Here is a 19433-nt window from a genome sequence, read left to right as displayed (position 1 = left end):
GCGGGGTTCAGGAGTTCACGTTCAAGGCGCACCTGAAGGAAGATGAATTCCTGGTGCCGTGGCGGGAGAGCGCGGAGCGTGAGCTGCGGCTCGCTGAGGAGGCCGACGCCGATGCCGCCGTCGCCGATGCCGCCGTCGCGGTCCGGCGTCTCCAACTGCAACTGGATTCGTCGCCAGACAACGCCGACGCGCTAGCCCGCGCGCAGGCCGATGTTGATGCCGCTCGGCGCTTGGCCGACGAGCAGCGGGAGAAGGCCCATGAGGCTAGCATGGAGCTGGATCAGCGGCGGCAGTTGGTCGACGATGTCAAGCGGCGTGCCGCCGGTGCGGTGGACGAGGTGTTCAACCAGGGCTACCGGATGCCGCGTTCCGGCGACCAGTTCCACTACCGGCTCGAGTTCGTCGATGGCCCGGCGCAGGCGCATCAATCGATCCGTCTCCACACCGATCCGGGTGCGCGTTCAGACCAGCTCAGCTGGAACCCGTACACCGCCGACGAATCCGTGTTTGTTCACGAGCTCGGGCACCCGCTCGGCCTTCCCGACGAGTACCGCCAGTTGGGGACCTACCAGTTGGGCCGGCGGCAGGCTGCGGACGGTGTGTGGCTGCCGGAGTACACGGTCAGGATGCACCTGAACACCGATTCGCGCCTGGTCCCACTGCGAGAAGAGGTGGACACCCATGAGCGGTGGGCCGTCGAAGCCGAGGCGGATGCGACGCGCAAACCGCATGATGCGGAGCTGCGGGACGAGGCGCAGGGGTTGCGGGCGAAGGCGAACGAGTCGAAGCAGCGGCTGGCGGAAGCCGAGCGGGAGATCGATGAGCTGAAAGCCCAGGCGATCGTTGCGGTCTCGGAATTGTTCGATCCCAAGCGGATGCACCCGGATTCGCGTTTCTTCGTTAATCTGGAATTCACGGACATCGTGTCGGACTCGCATGTCCGCGTCGATCTCATGGACGAGTCGATTGGCGAGCCGAGAGACTGGGGCACCCGGGCTGGCGGGTTCAAGCTCGCCGACACGGTTGGTCGCCACCTGGGTTTGGAATCCGGTTTCCTCCAGGCGCTGCGGCGGGACCAGGCAAGCTACATGCAGGCACGCCCGAAGGCTGACGACCGGTTGGTGTTCAACCGAGCCGACCCGCCGATGCCTACCGAACCCACGACAGGCCGGCCGCATCGCCCGCAGAACTCGTACATCGACGATGACGGGCTGATGGGCACCCACCAGCGGACGTTCCTGCCGCGCCACCTGTGGCGGATCGAGGAGATTGCGGTTTCGCAGGGCCTGCGTCCGGACGTGGCGGTGCCGGGCCCGGAGCGCCGGGCACGGACGCTGGATCACTTGTTGTCGCGGGAATCGGTCAACAAGGACGCGGTGCTGAACGAGCTGGCGGCGCTGCGCGGGAACCCTGCGGCGGTCGACGAGGTGCGAGCGGCGTTCCTGGCGAACGCCGGGGATACGCTGGACACGGTCCTGCGCATGGTGCTCGGCGAGGACGGTTACCGGGAGGCTGTGCAGCAGCTGGAGCCGCGAGACAACTCGGCAACCTCGGCTGCCGACGCGGACACCGAGAACCACCGCGAAGTCGCGCAGGCGGACTCGCGCCCGTCCGAGCGGGTGGACGTCAGCCCGAGGGACGACAGCACTGCCCACGAGGGCGCGGATTTGGCTCAAATGGACACTCCGATGCGGGGCGACGAGTCCGCGCGGCGCGACGGCACCGCGACCGCGGAGCGGAGCGAGGCCACCGCGGCGGTGCAGGACGGCGACGGAGCCGAACAGGACGGGGACAGCGACAGCGACGGTGAGTCCCTGGAGAACAGCGTTGGCACGGAGGTGACCGAGCAGCCCGAAACCACCACGCCTGCCGGGAACGAGGCTCTCGCCCGGCGTCGGTGGCGGGCTCTGCCGCGCTACCTGCTCGGCAACCGCGGGCTCGGTGCCGCGAGGCAGCTCACCGCCACGCAGGCCGCCGACCGGATCGTTTCCGCCGCCCAGGACTTGCTGACCAAGACACCGTCCGCTGAGGAGATTCACAGCCTGCGGCACGCTGTGGCGAACGAGTTCGAGTCGTTCCTCGGCGGCGGCCGGGAACTGAACGTGGGGGAGAAACGCCTCCTGGTCAGGGCCGAGCTGAACTGGTCGGAGGCTGCTTCCATCGAGGCGGACATCTCGGGGCCCTCCGGGGCGACCGCGCACGCGGGCGGTGACGGTGCCGCCACGTCCAGCGGCCGTACCCCGATGTCGCGGTGGTTCTTCTTCGTCCCGGCAGTTCCGGGGCTGTTCCTGCTGGGTGGAGTCAATGCGCCGACCGCCGCTGCGACGTCTCGCAGCAGCTCACGGAAGCACGTGCACGGCGAGCAGAACCGGGTCGCGCTTCCGGATAGCACCGACAGCGAGATCGGCTACCGGGGGATGCGCGCGGTGCGTGTGCCGGCCACGTTCTTCATCTCGCGGCTTGACGGCGAGGGGAACCCGACTCTGCCGGAGGTGCGGGTCGGCCGGGCGTTGGGTGACCAGACTCCGGTCACGGTCGAACTCGGTGTGCCCGTCGGCATGGCAGGGGCGGGACGCCAGGTGCCGGTGCCCGCGCAGCTGCCCCACTGGGCACCGGAGCACGCCGAAGTCCACACCGACGTGCAGGGCTGGTACAGAAACAAGCAGCTGCCCGTACCCAGCCGCCGCGCGCTGCCCGGGGGCAAGAGGCCGGACGGTATCCGGCTGAACTTCATGTTCGATCAGGTCGCCACCTACGTCGGCGAGCTGAGCGAGGACGCTCTCGCCACCATCCGGAAGTTCATCAGCCCCAGCAACATCAAGCAGCATCTGCCCGAGATGGCGGTGACCCCGGACCAGGCCGATGCGGGCCTGGGCTGGGTGTCCTCGGACGCGTTGCTGCCGGGTATCAACCCGATCAAGCGGATCGTGCGCTGCAGGGGCCAGCGGCTGCAGATGCGCGTCGTCGTCCGACAGGTCGCCTACGACCAGACCATCGATGGCGCGAGGTTCGAGAAGACCACTTCGGCCACGGCCACCGCCAGCGACTCCAACTCGACGAGCCTCAGCGGGGATGGTTCGCTCGCCGGCGGGCCCGGCTTCGACGTCGGAATGGTCTCGGTCGGAGGGGGCCCATCCGCGGGTGGTGGGTACGGGACCAGCCACGAACAGGGCTATGAGCGTGGCACCGGGACGGAGACGACCCGAACCCACACTGGCCCGGCGACGCGCTTCCTCACCGTTGGTGACCTGGAGATCCGTAAGCCGGGGCATGAGCCGATCATTTTCCGCGCAGCGGTGGACGGCTACCACCTGGCGGAGGCGGCCGAGGCTTCGCGGCACGGCATCGACGCTGCCGCGGCGGCGAACGGTGCACCCACAGAAGGGGCGGTGAAGGACACAGCGGCCCGCGCGGCGCTGCAGCTCAGCGAGGCCAGCGGGCGGCTGGCGAAGATCATGGAAGACTCGGCGGCTGAGCTGCCCGGCCACAAGCGGTGGAAGTGGCGGGACGCCAGGTTCGTCACCAAGTTCGACGACCCATCCCTGGACAAGGGCATTTCCGCCAAGGACGAGCGGAAGCTGGCACGGGGCGACGAGATCCGCGGCAGGATTTCTCCCGCGGAGCTGGCCCGCCGCGCGCCGGACATGCTCACCGACCGGCCGCTGGTACTGGACCTCGAAGCGGAACCCGGGCGGGGCCACGACTACCACGCCTCGTTCGAGGTGACGGCGAGCCTGGAGGGCGGCCTGGTCGACCTCGGACCGGCCGAGAGCCCCGTCACGGGTGAGAAGATCTCCGAGTCGGAGGGCGCCACGTTCGCCAAGGGGCGGAACTGGACGCTCAGCGGCGGCGGCGTCGCCCGCGTGTACGCGGCCCTGCACGGCACGGGCATGCTGACCGCCTACAGCAAGTTCACCTACAACCGGTCCGAGTCGTCCGGGATGGGGCAGGAGACGAAGCTCTCCGGCGGCGGCGTGCGCGGATCGGAACTGGACGCCGATGGCAAGGTCCGGCCCGAGCCGATGCGGCGGTACCGGGCGACGATCAAGCTCACCGTGTCCGGGCACCACTGGAACCAGCACAACGAGCTGGTCCGTGGCATCAGCGTCGGCAAGTCCGGCAAGCACGCGCCGGAGCGGCCTCCGCTGGACATCGTGGACTCCGCGGCCGCCGCCGAAGGGCGCGAGCCGGGAACGGTCACCGTGGACGTGGTCCTCGAACTGCCTGCCTCGCACGGAGAGCTGCGCCCGGACGTGCAGCCGGTCAACCACACCAAGCTGGCAGACGTCTCGATCAACCGCAGCGATGAGCTCCACCGCGGCGCGTCCCGCAAGCTCGACTGGGCGCAAGCCGTGTCGTTTCACGGGCTGGAGCACGTGCGGGAGGCGATGCGGCGGGTGCTGGTGCGGGCATCCGGCGATCCGGTCTGGAAGTTCGAGGACGGGGACAACTCTGGGCTGATCGACCGTGCGATCTCGCAGGAGGCGTTGTCCGGTGACCCGCGGGCGTTCAACCGCCCGACCCGGATCAGCGGGCTCTTCTGGAGGAACCGCAGGCGGGCCGATGCGTACGCCGAGGGCGCCGTGTCCTACATGCTGCGCAACCCGGAGATCCTCCAGACCGTCTGGCAGCAGCCGGAGCAGTCGATCAGCGGCGGCAGCACTACCAGTACGGAGAAGGGCCGGACCTGGACCTGGGCCAACGCCATCGAACCGGCATACCTGCCGACCAGCGCCAACGAGCTCCACACCCCGGGCACGGCCACCCATGGGCTGGGGCTGCTCCTGCACGAGCTGAGCCTTTGGGTGAGCAGCTGGGGACACAAGAAGGGGCACAGCACCGCCGTTTCCAACACCGTCTCGGTGGCCCCCGAGCCCCGCAAGATGTATTTGATCTCCGCCTCGGTGGAGGCCACGGTGGCGGGGGAGACGTGGAGCCGAGGCAAGCTGGACCGCTGGAATGTGTTCAAGCCGAAGGAGGTCGCCCGGGCCGCCGAGCGCTTCGAGTTGCCGCGCGCGGCGAAGGTCTTGGTCACTCCCGAGCAGCTGGACGAGATCCGGAGCAGGCAAGCGGAAGAGGACGCGCGGCGCGCGGGCGAGGCCGCCGGGGAAATACCGCTTCCCGTGCACGAGGCGGAGCTCGGGCACGATGCCGATGTGCTCAGCCCGGTGCCGGAAGGGCACGACATCGGCGCCCCGAAGTGGGCCGACGCCGTCATCGAGCCGATCGACCTCACCAACCGCCTCGCACCGCTGCGGGAACAACTGGTGCAGCGCCTCGGTGAGGAGCGGGCCAACCGACTGCTGCCACCCTCCCCGTTGGGGACCGAGCACAGCACGCACGACAACTACCGCGAGGCGGAGCGCTACCTGTCGCAGTTCCAGGCATCGCTGGGCGACCTGGAAGGCGGCGGCACCAGCACCCCGCTGCGGTTGCAGGACCGGTTGACCGGCGAGACCTACGAACTGCGGGTCAGCGCGGAGAAGCTGGGCGAGGCGAAGCCGGAGGGCATCACGCACGCCGAGATGGCGAAGGTCGCCAGGACCACGCGGACCGCCAGCACCGCGCGCAAGTTCTCGAGGGTGGTGGCCGAGGCATTCACCGTCCTCGCGCCGGCCGCCATGATCCAGAATGACTCCGCCGCCGCGCACGCCGAGACGACGCCCGGCAAGCACGGCGCGCCCTACGGCAACTTCGGATTCGGGTTGGGCCACATCTTCGAGTGGCTCAAGCAGACCCGGGAGACTACTCGCGAGCGGACAACCGAGCACGTACACACCGAGACGGTGAAGGGCGCGCTCGCCCAGCACCGCACCGAGATGCTCTTCGACGTGCGCATCGAGCGACACGGCGAGCGCATCGCGGCGGCGCCGGACACCCGCGAGGTCACCACGATCACACCGATCGAGGACACCACGGTTGTCGGCACCCGGGGCGGCACAGGTGAGGGTCACGTCACCGAGCGCTCCGCGGAGGATGCGACTGAGCAGGCGCTTCTGAAGTGGCGTGCCGCGGAGCCCACGGAGACGCTGCCGGACGACCCGGCCAAGTTCCGGGTGATCGATTTCAGGGGCAACGTCGAGGACTTGGTCCGCCAAGTGGAGCAGGGCATCAGGGACGCGGGCGGCACGGTCGACTCGCACACCAGCCGGATGCTGCGCGCCGAGCTCACTCGGAGCCGGGTGGCCGCGCTGCAGAACGCGCCCGGACCGAAGGGGGTGACGCTGGAACTGCCGCCGGGCCTCGGGTTGAAGGTGACCGCGCACTCCAAGCTCACCGGCCACGGCGAACTCGAGGGCGTGAGCACGCGAATCGAGATGGACGGGTCGAAGACGACGGCCGGCAGCAAGGCGACCGAGGTCACCTCGGGCAGCGGTAATACCCTCGCCGCGCTGCCCTACATCGCCGGTGGTGTCCCGCAAAACCCCGAACACGCCCACTACCCGCACCGGCAGCCCTTCGGCTCAGCGGGCGACTGGGCACTGCCGATGGAGCCGCTCGGTTCCCGGGAGGCCGAGCACGAGCACCACGTCAGTAACGAGTTCGGTGGGCCCGAACTGCCGGGCCTGCCGAGCACCACCCGGCCGGCGGACGGGATGGCCGATGTCCCGGCGACATCCGTGGTGCCCGGCCACTCCGAGCGGCGCGGCGCGACCACGACGGAGGACGAGGGTTCGCCCGGTCCGTCCTACGAGTCGTGGCGGCCGCTGTACGACCGGCTGTCGAGGTGGGCGGAGAAGGGGAAGGCCGCTGATGAGCCCCCGCCGCTCACCTGGGCGATCGCGCACCAGGCCGGCGTCAAGCACCTGAGCCTGGGACCGGAGGATGCCGACGCCCGGGCGCAGTACGAGCGGGATCTCGCCATGATCGACTGGGTTCGCCGGGAGCAGGGCGATCGGGCGGCCCTGAAGTTCGCCCGCGGGTTGAAGGAGTTCACCGACAGGTATCCGAATCCGGCGGGTGGCCTGCTGGGTGGTGTGAAGTACGACCTGCTCGTGCCCGAGGACCGGGACCGGGGGGTCGTGGAGGTGCAGCCGGGCGAGGTGTTCCGCTTCCTCGACACCGAGCCGGACGTGGCACTCGCGAACAGGGCTGCCGCACGAGCCGATGTGGAGGCGGACAAGAAGCCCAACACGGACGGCGTCACCAGCACGTGGTCGCACGGCGCCGGGTTCCGGTTCGTCATCGAGCCGACCTCCCGGCGCAGCCTGAAGCGCACTGTCGTGACGGACGTGGACTTCGGGCCGGGAGATGGATATGTGGTCCGCCGCTCGGACCGGTCCGACCGGCTGCCCGAGCCGCTGGTCCACGCAGCTAAGGACTTCGCCGCGCGGGACGCGGAGTGGTCGGCCGCCCGCGACCGGCGCCGCGCAGCCGACCCGTTCGGCCTGGGCGACCGGGACACTGACCTGGGTGGCTCGCGGATGGAGGAGGAATTCGCCTTCCGCAACGCCACCGAGGCCGAGCACGCCACGGCATCGGCGTGGTGGCAGGCGAAGCGGGTCTACGAGCAGGAACTCGCGCACGCGCGGCAGGACCCGGGCCTGTCGGGTGCCGAGCCCGCCGCGCGGGTGGTGTTCCCCACCGACGCCGACCGGCTCCCGTTGGCGGAGCGCAGCAAGCTGTACCCGTTCGTGCGGGAGACGCTGGCAGCGCTTGAGGCCGGTGAGTCGCCAAAGGTGCGGTACCGGGTGCACGGCGACGTTGACTCCCGTCGGGCGGGCAGCGATTTCGCCGCCACGGTCCGCGAACTCGATGTTGTGATCAGGCTTCTCCAGTCGACGACGCCAGACCGCCAACGGTTCCGCAGAGACGCATTCGGCCTTGACCCCGAGAGGTCGCCCGCGCCGCACTACGTGCGCTCCGAAGGACCGACTGAGGTCGAGATCTGGCTCGAACCCGCCGAGCCCACCCAAGGCGACACGGCGCCGAACTCCGGAGTCCGGTCGGACAACGCAGCACCGCCGCAGCGGCAGGCACCCGAGGACCGTCGGCTCGGCGAAGGCAACGAGCCGGTGGTGCGCTCCAGCACCGAAGGTCCCGTGGGCGGTCGGGAACGGCGGGATTCAACGAGGCACTCGACGGGACCCGAGGATCCCGCCCGGCATCCGCGCAACACCACCGACGGGCCCACGCGCCTGGACTCCGAAGCGGAGTCGACGAACGTCGAGACCGGTGGGACACCGCGGTCCGAACGCCGTAACGATGATGGGAACCAACAGGACCCCTCCCGGTTGTCCCCCCGCGAACCGGCCGACGCGGGCACCGTGCGGTCGGACTCGGCCGAAACGGTCCAGTCGATCCCCACCGACCAGTCCACATCGGATGGTTCGGGATCCGGGCCGCACCGGGGCGGGGCCCAGCATCCTCGAGAAGACCAGATTCTCAGCGAGCGGGAACAGTCCGAGCAGTCAAGCTCTGGCGACGTGCAGCGCAACCCCGCGACGGTAGCCGAGGACTTGGCCGAGTCCGACCGCGTTCTGCTTCCGTCGGAGTTGTTGCGGGGCGGGGTGATCTCGCAGGCGTCCCGCTTGTTGCCCAGTGACGGCGTGTGGTCAGGGGCCGATATCGGCGCGGACGACAGCCTGATCAGCAACATCGTCGACAAGATGCCCCTGAACGATGCGCAGCGGAAGGAGCTGCGACAGCAGCTGACCGACTATGCAAGCCTGCGTGGTGAGGCTGGCCTGCTGCAGACGCTTTCCGGCGGCAGGACGTTCCAGATCACGACCGATGACGGGCCCAAGGGTGTGTTTCTGCGCATGGACCGGGACGCGATCCGGCCGGCGAACCTGTCCGCGGGCGCCCTCCAGGGCCTGCCGGTGCAGCGGAGCAAGCAGGAGACTGCCCCCAGGCTGAGTGCCAGCAGCACGATTTCCCGTCGGCTCAAGGCCACGCCGGTGATGGGTTTCCTTGATGCGGCGGTCGATGCGGTGTCGACGACGGTGAACCTGCGGATGCTGCCGTTTGTCAGCTGGGGCGGGGATCGCTCGCGCACGACGTCGGGGAAGCATTGGACGGTGCGAGAGCGCACGGCGAAGCTGGGGGCATTCCGCCGGGTCTTTGACGTGAACTTCAACTTGCACTGGGAGATTGACGGACAGCCGCCGGGCGGCGACCGCTTCGACCCGACGGTTCGGCTGATATATCCGGACTCGATGCTGGAAAACTGTCCGTCCACAACGGACCTTGATTCGATCTCCTCCCGGAATGCGGGGGAGTCGGCGGTGAATGCCGTGCCGCGGAATGCGGTCGCGATGCCGCTGGAATTGCAGCAGTTGATCGCGAACATCGATACCTATGCCAACATTGGCGGTCTGCACCGCAACGTCATGGCCGGGCTGCCGGACTGGGTGCGCCGGGATGCCACGCTGAACGATAATGTTTCCGCGAGCCTGGATTCCGCTCTTCTGGTGGAGGAATCGGCCGAGGGCCTGGTACATGGCGTGGACATCACCCACCGCACGGTCTACCCGAAGGCGCTGTCGCGGCCATCCCGGGACTGGTCGAAGCATCCCGAGATCAACGTGCAGATCGAGCCGAAGCTGGTGGGCTTCGAGCGGATCGGCGGGATCCGCAAGGACGTCGGCAGCGGCGAGATCTGGCGGCGTACGAAGGACAGCCAGCTGGCCAAGAGCGTGCGCTCCACCGGAGAGGGCGGGCTGCGGCTGCGTATTCTTCCGCAGCTGGGCAAGGTCGAGGTGGATGGGCACAAGAGCCCGTTGCGGATCGGGCCGCTGGCGCAGATGTCAGTGTCGTCCACGCGCCAGGAGTCCTACACGGGCAGGTCGGGCGGCAAGTCCAAGGACAAGTCCATCGAGCGGGACGGCATGCAGCGGTACCGCATCGACCTGTCTCTCGGTGGGCAGTTCACGGCGCGCCCGGGTGGAAAGGGCACGCCTGCGCCGACGACTGTCGACGACAGTCCCGGTTCCGTATACGTGTGGGTCCGCGCGGACGACGTGGCCGAGTTCGAGGCCGTGCTCAACCACGCGCTGAACCCGCATGCCGAGCGACCGGTTCCGGGTGGGTCGAGGGACACTGGCCTAGCCGACCTGGTGGAACGTGAGCGGGTCCGCGCTGTTCTCGACGGCGACGGCATGTTCAAGGATCCGGTCACGTTGCGCGACGGCGGGCGGCTCCGTGCGGAGGCCATGCAGCACATGCAGCGACGTTTGGCCGCTGACGGGGTCGAGCTGAGCGATGCGCAGTGGGCGGGCGTGTCGAAGCAGCTGGGCGGGCTTGGCCCGCACAAGCTGCTGGCCAAGTTCGACGGCATCACCGGTAAAAGCGCCCGCCCGCACCGCGTCGAGGTCACCGCCGGCGACCGGAAGTTCTCCTTCTCCATCACGGGCGATCTCGGCGAGGTCACCGGCCGTCGCGGGCTGGCAGAGGATGCGAACTTCAGCGCGACCCGTTCGCGGGGCGCGGGCTGGCAGACCAAGGTGAAGGGCTCGTTCGGCTGGGGCGCGTTCTTCAGCGTCTGGGCCCGCACGACGGTCCGACCCGACGCCTACGGTGCATCCACCTACCTGGGCGGGGTCGTCGGCGCGGGCGGCAAGGGAGACCGGGGAGTCGGCGGCGGACACGGCAGCAGCGCCGAATCGGAACTGCGGGTGAAGTACACCGGCAAGGCCGACCGCGTCTCCCGTGCGGTCGACCTCCGCATGAGCGTCCACGAAACCCGGCAACGGCAGCGGGCCTGGGGCCTGCGGAGCACGCTGGAAGGCAGCGAGCAGACGCACTTCACGGTTCCGGCGGAGGTGGACTACCGGGTCGCACGGTTCCTGCTGGACGCCGACCGGGGCCGCACCGCTGCAGACCAGGTGGGTGAGCTCACGGAAGCCACCCGGGTCGACATGCGCGATGCGGCGGTCGTGTTGGTCGACGACCTCTACAACAGGGCCAACCAGGCGTTCCGGGACACGCAGATCGCGGCGGCGTGGGCGGCGAAGGACGGTAAGTACGAGCGGGCGCGGTTGCGGCTGGCCGAATCGTGGGACACGGCGAGCGCGGCGGTCGTCGACTTCTACCACCGCGCCGGTGACAAGGTCCAGGCGATGTGGCGGGAGGCCACGGGCCGGGAGAGCGAGCCCGCGCAGCCCCGGCAGCGGGAAGCGCGCGACCACGGCCCGCAGTACGTGATGGACCTCGACCGGGATTGGTGGCAGACCCGGCTGGCGGGGATGTTCCACGGCACGCAGGTGCGCGACGAGGGCGGCCGTCGGGGCCTGTTGTTCGACCGGATGCAGCGTGGTGGCGTCGAGCTACACGTGCATAACGAGCGGTCGCTCGGGCCGGTGGCGGGCGGCGCGCAGTGGGAGAACGTCACCAGGTCCGAGCTGTCGGTCTCGCACGAACACAGCAAGGGCGTCGCCGCCGAGGCATCGGCCCAGTTCATCTGGGGCGTTGGTGACGCGACGGCTGGTTTCGGGGGGCGCGCCTCCGGGGGCCACGAGGGGTCCCTGACCGGCACGACGAAGACGAGTTCGGCCCGCAAGACGCGTTTGGAGCTGTTCACCGGGGACCTGGTGCTCAAGGTCCGGGCGGACGCGTGGCAGGAGCTGTTTGGCCAGCCCAACCGCAAGTGGGATCCGATCAGCCCCTTCCCCACCGGCGCGAGCACCGAGACCGTGGATGTGGTCATCCCGGGCGGGCTGCTCTACGTCAAGCCCGAATCCGTGGCGGGCGTCCCGGGCGGGGAACCGCCGTCGGGCGAGCCGTTGCCCGATGACCTGCCGTTGCTGCGCGATCTGGGGCAGGGGCTCGACAAGGGCGTCACGGTCACCAAGTTCACCGTCGACCAGGGCCGGACACCGGGCCCGGAGAAGCTGTCGGATCGGGCGATCCGGGCGTTCGCACACGCCGCCCCAGAGTTGTTCCCCAAGTGGGATCCCGATTCGGGCACGCCGGCCCCGCTGTTCGACGCGACGCAGGCGCTGCGACAGCTCGACGAGGAGGCGGGCGTTCGCCAGCTGCTCAACGGCAAGTGGGAGCGGACCCTGTTCCGCTCCCAGTGGTTCGGCACGAACTACTACACGTTCACCGCACGCGCCAAGCCGGTGACGGGCGGCGCCGAGTGCATTTTCGAGGGAGATGGGAAGACTTCCGGTTACTCGGAGGTCAAGGGTATGCGAGGGCTCGGCGAGAGCAGTTCCCGCGGTGTCAGCGGGGGCCTGGGCTTCGGCCTGAGCGTGGAGACGCCGGGCGAGCTCACGGCTCTGCCGGACAGCACTACGCTGCTGCCAGGCGCGCCGCTGGGGAGGTCTGCCGAGAGCAGCAGCGACCAGTCCACCGGGGTCGACGGCTTCCGGCAGGACCGCGTGGGAACCGACGATCAGGCGGCAGTGCGGGCGCCGGTAGAGGTGAAGTTCACGGTCCACAAGTTCAAGGCACCGCCGCTGCTGCTCTCGACCATCACCGAGGGCAGGGCCGGCCCGTCCAGCTACAAGCACGAGAAGCTGCGGGAAGTCAAGCTGCCGCGCGACGAGCTGAAGACTGTGCGGGGCACCGTGGACCTGTCCGCGCCGGAATTCCTGCTGCGCGACCACCAGGGCTCCCAGACCGGCGGAGTGCAGAGCGACATCACCGAGGAAGCGCGCCGTGCGTCGTCGTTCCAGCTCGCCAAGGCGCTTGAGGACGACCAGCTCGCCGCGCAGGTGGTTGAGTGCATGGCCGAGTCCTCGGGCCATCCCGACCTCATCCGCCGGTGGTTCGGCCCCGGCACCCCGCACCGATCCAAGCTCGACGCGCTGTTCTCGCCGTCGATGGTGGTCCCGAACCTCGGCAACGAGAAGCAGTTCCTCGCCGAGGAGGGCTACAGCACCGAATTCCGGATCCAGGACAAGGCCTTGGCGGAGTCCTGGCGGATCCAGTTGCGTCCGCGGCTGGTCGACCCGGGCTTCAAGTACGAGTGGGTAGAGACAGAGCACAGGACCAAACACGGCGAGGCCCACTCCGAAAGCAAAGCCGACACCCACGACAGGAGCGGCAACGCCGGGATGGGCTTTGCGGTGTTTAGCAGCACCGCCGCCACGTACGGAGGCCCCGAATTCGGAAGCGGGCGCAGCCACTCCCGCTCCGAGGGCATGTCCAATTCCACCCAGCTGGAACACATCGCCAGATCGAGGAACCTCACGTGGCGCCGCTACGACGCGGTTCCGGTGTACGACGTCGTCGTCAGCTCGAAGCGGCACTTCGCATCGGAGTGGACCGAACGCGGCCGCCTAGAGGAAGACGAGACCCTGGTCGACCGGAGGACCCGGAGGGTCGACTTCGACGTCAAGAAGTCCGAAGCCGCCCCCTTCGACCACGCCGCCGTGCCGCAAGACACCGACAGAACGCGGCAGACGCTGCCCATGATCGCGGAGGAGCCGGAGAGTTCAGTCACGCCGCGGGATTCGCGGGAGCCTGAGACCCCGAACACCCGTGAGGTCGCTGCGGCGTCGTTGGCGAACGACCGTGGCGAGCAGGTCGGTGTGTCGTTTTCCGTGCCGTCCCCGGTGGCAGTAGGCCCGAAGATCATGCTCGCTCCGGCATCGAACGGTGCGGTGTGGCCGTTGTTCGGCAGGCTCGGTGCCCGGATCGGCGCGCTTTTCTCGTCTGGACCACGCACTAATCCAGAGCCGAATGGCTGGTCGCTCGTTGGCAGCAACGGGAAGCGAGCTGGGTCCGCGTTCTCCGCGAACACTCCGCCGTCGCCTGGTGAGGGGCCGCTGCCAGGCAAGGTCGGCGAGGCGTGGCCGCGGGCCGCCGGCGAACGGCCAGCCGGGCCCGCCGGGCCCGCCGCTGTCGAACAGGCGACGGATGTTCCTGGTCCGTTGGCGGATGTGGTCGACGCCGATCCGGTAACGCCGTCTGTTGTGGACGTCGTGCCGTTCATGCGCGGTTCGGTTCGGGTGGGTGCAGCCTTTCCCGATCAGGGTGCGGCCGGGGTGACGGATCCGGTGTTGAGGAATCAGCTCGGCGGTGCCGGTGAACTGGTGCGAATGAGAGGTTTCTGGGACCGCGAGGCCCTGTTCTCGGGCGGCCCGTCGTTGCGGATGGGCGGTGCCACCTCCCGTGCGGGGGCACCGCCGTTTGACATGCCGGACTACCTCCACCACAACACTGGAAGAGGCATCACCCGCCGGCAAGGCGAGATCGCGAACGCCGCCGCGGCAGAGCTGGACGACCGTGACCGGCCCGATCTCGGTGGTGCCGCTGCGTTCCAGGTGGTTCCGGAGGCGTCGACCGACCAACCCGAGCCAGCCCGCAGGCGCCCACGCGACGAGAATGAGTCGGACGTCGAGGAGCCGGTGGCGAAGCGACCTCGGACGTCGGGTGTGGAGGGTGACCCGCTGAGGCAGCTCGCCGACGAACTTGCTCTCGTCCACCGGCACCTTGCAGCGTTGCCGGACGGGTTCCGCCCCGACCTGCGGACTCAGGCGGCGCTGTTCGACGAGGCGCGTGCGAACCTGACCGAGGCCCCCGGCCGGCTGGCGGCCGTTCGCGAGCTGGTCGCTCAACTGCGGGAGGCCCGGCTTGAGCAGATGACGCAGATCCACGACATCGCGCTGAGTGAGTCCACCGGCGGTGGCAATCCGCTGACCTTCTTCGAGGACGGTGTGCCCGGCGGCGTCACGAGCAATCCGGATGCTTGGTTCGGCTTCGAGATCGAGTTCCAGATGTTCGGCCAGGAGTTTCCCGAGGTGGTCAAAACACTGGGGCAACGGCTAGGGGCCAAGGGCTACGTCGACTTCGATTTTCTCCTCACCGAGATCAACCGCAGTGAGGGCGAGGAAGGACCGGACGTTCCGGCGGTCAGCGGCACCGACGAGCGGAGCTGGTACTACCCGACGCGCGGAGTGAGCATGCACGACGCGGTCGCAGTGGCGGGGAGGATGCCGCGCTACGACGGCGCGGAGATCGTCGCCGCCACGCTGACGCCCGACGCGGACACCGTCGAGATGTGGCTCGGCGACCCCGTTCCGTTCGCCCATTTCGCGAAGGCGTTGAGGACGCGCCAGGTGACAGCGGACGCGGAGGGAACCGTCGAGCTGGATGAGATTCCCCGGCTGGTGCTCGCGGTGTCCGGTGGTACGCGCGGACTCGACCTCGACGAGGTCGACGTCATCGACGAGGACAGCGAGCACGACGACGAGGACGACGTGGACAGCGAGCTCAGCGAGGAAGACTTCCAGCTGTCCTTCGGCAAGTCGGTGCTCACCTACGTCGATAGCCCGGTGCTGGTGACCGGGGGACAGGTGTGGCTCACCGATGACAACCGCATCGAGTCGAACTCCGAATGGATCGAGCTGCGTCCTGGTGCGCTGCCGTTCCGGACGGGAGCTACCGAGGTCGGGGAAGCGTTGCGCCGTGCTCGTGCCAAGGCGTTCGCCGGTCCGAACGAACGGTCACCATCGGACAAATGGATGATGGTCGTGGAAGAGGCGCACAAGTGGGGCGTCGAGGTGGTTTCACCGGTCATGCCCGGCGATCCCGCGACGTGGGCGGAACTGAAGAGGGTGCTCAAGGAGATCCGGGCGCACCGCGCCGCCAACGGCGAGCGGCCCGACGCGTCCACCACTGGTGGGCACGTGAATTTCAGTTTCACTGACCAGCTCGAGCTCTCCGACTACGGTTGGCTGGCGCGGTTGAACAAGGCATTCGAGACGGTGCTCTACCGGCTGGGCAACCACTACGGCGCCGGCGCGCCGCACCGAAACCTGTGGGCGGTCGGCCCGAACCCCGTGCCGCTCCACCCAGTCGAGATCAACTCGGTCGACGACGTGCGAGAGTTGAACGAGAGCAGGAACGATGCCATCAACTTCCTGCACGTCGAGGGCGAGGCCGATGACCGGGTGGAGTTCCGGTTCTGGGCGGGCAGCTTGGACCCGGCGGTGTGGCAGGTGCACGCCGAGCTGTCGGCCGCAATGGCGCTCGCAGCCAAGGATCCGTCGATCCATCGACGGCTTGACGCGCTCATGGCAGAACCCCGGCTGCTGGGGCCGCGGCCGTCGCCCGCCGATCGGGACGGCGCGCTGAATGAGTTGCTGGATTTCCTTGAACTACTGCCCCTCAGTCCGGCCGCGCACGAGCAGGCCGTCCGGCTCTTCGCCTGGACCGAGTGGTGGTCGCCGCAGCGAAACGACACGCACCTGCGCACACAGATGCTCAGCGGCCCCGGTGGGCGGAACTGGTATTACCCGACGCTCGGAGAGAGTGTGTCCGACGCGATCGCAACGGTCGGGAGGATGCCCCGGTACGACGGCGTGGAAATCGTCGCCGCCACGCTGACCGTCGGTGTGGACACAGTCGAGATGTGGTACGGAGAACCTGTCGCGTTCACCGCGTTCGCGACGGTATTGGACGAGCGCGGCGTCATGGTGAACGCACGCCGCGAACTCGCGGATCCCGCCGGGGACACGTATCTAGTGCTCGCGGTTTCTGAAGGCACGCGCGGACTCGACCTCCACGAGGTCGTCGAGGTGAGGGACGAGGAGATCGCCGAGGCTCGGCACGGCGAGGCAGTTCAGCAGGGGACGGACGCACCGGCCGCATTCGTGAAGCTGGTGCTCGAGGCGGCCGACAGCCCGGTGCTGGCAACCGGGGGACAGGTGCGGATCATCGACAACGGCCGCATCGAGTCGGATTCCGAGTGGATCGAGCTGCGGCCGGGAGCGGCACCGTTTTGCACCGGGGCGACCGAGGTCGGCGAGGCGCTGAGGCAGGCCCGAGCCGCCAGTCCGGTCGACCACGAGGATCACGAGGCGGACGTGGTCGCCGCGCAGTCGACTCTGCCGGAGCTGGACTACCACCCACCGACAGTCATGCACGGTCAAGTAGGCCAGACGGGCCGGTCGGTCTGGCCCGCTCCGGTGCAGGCGCCCGCACAGCGGGCGACCGCGGACGCCATCAACTGGTTGCTGCCCGCCAACGCGTATTTCAACCAGAACGTGCTGACCGTGGCAGACAGCCCGTCCGACGCTGAGACGAGGGCTGAAGTCTTCAGCTCGTACAGCGACTACTCTGAACGGCTGCACGCGCGGAGCACCAAGATGGGTGACGGCACGGTCAAGTTCGTCGAAACTCCCGCGCCATGGGCCGATGACACGAGAGTCGTGCACATCGTGCTACCGCTGTACGGGAACCTGTTCCGCGTGCCGCTGCTTGACGGCGGCTTCGCACTGCTCACGCCCTGGCAGATGGCGGAGGGAGTCGTCGCTAGTGGGTTGTTCGATGACCTGATGGCGGGGGAGGTGAGGCCGACGGTGGCCCTGCACAGCGAGACGGCCGGCGGGCAGCCGGGTGACGACGAGGCCAGCATGGCTTTCCTAGAGAAGCTGTTTGAGTTGAGAGGGCCGTTTAAGTCCTTCCACCTCGTCGGACCGCTCCGCCACCCCCCCCAGCAAAGCGTCCGGGAGATCGATCGCCCGTTCGCTCCCGGCCCCGCGCTCACGCTTAAGGATGTCAGACACGACGCGCGTGGCGAGGTCATCACGTTCGACCCGGGTCGTCCCGCTGGCGAGAGCATCGCCGCTTCGGTGGAGACGCTCGTCGTGCGGCTGACCGGCGGGGAGCGAGCCGCGAGAATCGTGCTGTCCAACGGTGTGCATGCCGATCTTGGGGGTGCGGATTTGGGGGCGCTGGTGCTGAGCCATCCCCCCTTCCGGGCGTTGCTCGACAACAAGTGGCGGGTGCTGCTCGACACGGATGTGAGCGAGGTGCGGGTCAACTACGGTGGTGTGGGTTTCGATTTCGCTGGTGCGTTGCGCAAGGAGAGATTATTCAACGACGTGCGTCTCCGTGCCGCCAACGGCGAGGAGACGACGGTATCGGTCCCGCGTGCTGAGGACCTGAGCGTGGAGATGATCTACGACAAAAATCGCGAGGCTTTCGGACTGTTCCCGCACTATCCCGGTGACATGTCGACGCTGAATCGGGTGCGGCGCTGGGGGCGCGAAACCACTACTGCGTTCCACACCTACCTGTCGGGCGACGGGTCGTGGGCGGACGTGCCGTGGGAGCCGGAAGACCGCCCCTGGATAATCTTCGCTCGGCTCGACCCCGACAATGGCGCAGGCTACGTCGTAGAGCTGGCCGACCGCACAAAGCGTCACTTGAGCCCTTACGACTTCGGCCGGTATCTGTGCGAGCTTTCCGAACTCCGTGACGCGATGGTCGAGCGGAAGTCGTTCCTCGTGCTGACCATCGGCGGTGCTGTTGTCGGGCTCAAGGAGATCGCCGCCGGTGCGCTTTCCGCGGGGTTCTCGCGAACATGGTACGGCTCCAACGGTAGGACGACCTTCAAACCGGACGGCATCCTCTCAGTGGCCGCGGTGGGCTTCGAACGAATCGACCCGATCACGCCAGGCCCCGAACACTTGGCGAATTACGAGTTGGCGAGCGCCAGACTGGGCGTGCGAGGCCAATTCTTCCCATCCAATCACTTCGACCGCGCGAAGCTATCTTGTTTTGCCGGCAGGACGCAGTGGCTGAACAACCGGATCCACTACAAGGTTGGGGGCCAGCCGGACGACCCGACCGCGTTATCCCGCGCCGTCCCATACCTCACTCCCGGCCGGGCGGACTCCCTGCGCACGTGGCTTGCCGCAATGCACGGCGAGGTGAACCACGGGTTTGCGTTCCAGATGACCACCAATCGCCCCCACCACCTTGGAGACACCGTGATGTTGCCGGGGGCCTTGAGCGCAAACGCGATCACCGCCAGCCAGTTGTTCCGGCGCGCGGCGTCGGCCCAGTTGGAGGAGCTGATCCTGATCAGCTGCCACGCGGACGCCATATCCAAGGACGACGGGATCAGCTCGGTGTCCAAGTTGCTGACGGGCTGGGGCGACGGGCTGCACCTACCGAGAGTGATCGCCGCGGACGGCGTAGTGGATATGGACCGAATCAAGGGTGCAAGGTTCGTGTACAACGGTAACTTCCGTGAGGTGCTCCCTCCGGGTGCGGTTCAGCCCGAGCCTATTCCGCTGAGCGACCTCGCGACCAACGACATCCCTGGAGCGTGGTTGCTCGGCAACGACGACACCGACCTGCGCCGCCTCGCCCGCCAGGTCGCGCGGTCCACGGCGTGGCGGCTGTGCAACGGAGCGCCGCTGCCCGAGGTAACGGTCCACGGCTACGGCGTCGACCCTGCGGCAGGGCAGGCACAGGCAGAGCGGGCGGCCACGATCTACTACAGCGAGCTCTTGAGCGAGTTCAATCGGCTAAAAGGAATGGACCTGCCGATGTCCGAGGTTCCGCTGCGGACGTTCGCGTGGACCTACGCCGAACTGCTGGACGACGCGCCCAGAGTCGATGCAATGGTGATTGTTGGCCTGTTCGCCTGTGAGCTGGGTGGGTCGGCACTGACCCTGAGCGGGAGCTATGCCGGCCACGAAGAGATCATGCACGCATTTGCCCGGCTTGACCCTCGACAGCGCCCCTAG

General features: G+C 68.4%; 1 protein-coding gene (cut by a window edge). It reads left to right on the top strand.

Features of this window, described 5'->3' with window-relative positions:
- Positions 1-19433, top strand: the 3' portion of a protein-coding gene (locus ACWEV3_RS37355) for a protein-glutamine glutaminase family protein (protein ID WP_452618416.1). The gene continues 7981 nt to the left of window position 1, outside the view; the window shows 19433 of its 27414 coding nt (coding positions 7982-27414); its start codon lies off the left edge, out of view; its stop codon occupies positions 19431-19433.

The sequence above is a fragment of the Saccharopolyspora sp. NPDC003752 genome, from assembly GCF_053605825.1.
The sequence above is the reverse complement of the archived record's forward strand: the minus strand, read 5'-3'. Positions and strand labels throughout refer to the sequence as shown.